Annotated in this window: 1 protein-coding gene; it reads right to left on the bottom strand. The window is 72.0% G+C overall.

All coding sequences use genetic code 11. The features are described 5' to 3' along the window. Positions 1-176: 176 nt before the first annotated feature. Positions 177-773 (bottom strand): D-sedoheptulose 7-phosphate isomerase, encoded by a 597-nt coding sequence (locus IBL25_RS26350; RefSeq protein ID WP_456315892.1) that lies wholly within the window; start codon positions 771-773, stop codon positions 177-179. Between the last annotated feature and the right edge of the window lie 155 nt (positions 774-928).

Raw genomic sequence — 928 nt, forward strand, 5'->3', positions numbered from 1 at the left:
CTCGGCCGCAGCCCGGCGGCGGCGCGGCTGGCCGGCGGGCGGGGATGAGGCGCGGGCAGCCGGAGCCGCTGTTCCGGGCGGATCAGCGGCCCGCCCCTCCACCGCCCGGGGACAAGCTGTCCACCCGGTGATCCACAGCTCTGTCCCCGCAATCTGGGGACAACTGCCGCCGGGGCTCAGGCGGCGGGCGGGAACATGCTCCGCTCCACCAGGGCGCAGAGCATATGGGCGGCGGTGATATGGATCTGCTGCGCGATGGCCGTCTGGGTGGAAGGCGCCCGCAGCAGCCGGTCGCAGCTCTCCCGCATGGCGCCGCCCGCCGCGCCGGTGAAGCCGAAGGTGCGGATGCCCTTGCCGCGCGCCGCCTGAAGCCCGCGCAGGATATTGGGCGAATTGCCGGAGGTGCTGATGCCGAGGAAGACATCGCCCGGTTGGCCCAGGCCCAGCACCTGCCGCTCGAAGACCAGCTCATAGCCATAGTCGTTGCCGATGGCGGTCAGGGCGGAAGTGTCCGTGGTCAGCGCCAGCGCGGCCAGGGGCGCGCGGTCGTACATCAGGCGGGACACGAATTCGGCCGCGATATGCTGCGCATCCGCCGCGCTGCCGCCGTTGCCGGCCAGCAGCAGGCGCCGCCCGGCGCGCAGGGCGGCGCAGATATCCTCCGCCATGGCGAAGAGGGTATCCTGCGCGGCGGCATCGGCGATGAAATCGTCCAGCGCCCGCCGGGAATCCGCGAGGTAGCGCGCGATATAGGCACGGTCGTCCAGAGCCACTTCGAAACTCCCAGGGTGGGCGGCGCCGGACGGATAGCAGCAGACCCGCCTGTTTGGCGAGACAGCGGCGGCCAGCGGCCCGCCCTCACCGCTGCCCGATCAGGCCCTCCAGATAGCCGCCATAGCCGCTCTTGTTGAGCTTCCGCGCCAGGGCG

Source organism: Pseudoroseomonas ludipueritiae (assembly GCF_014490445.1).
GTDB lineage: Bacteria > Pseudomonadota > Alphaproteobacteria > Acetobacterales > Acetobacteraceae > Pseudoroseomonas > Pseudoroseomonas ludipueritiae.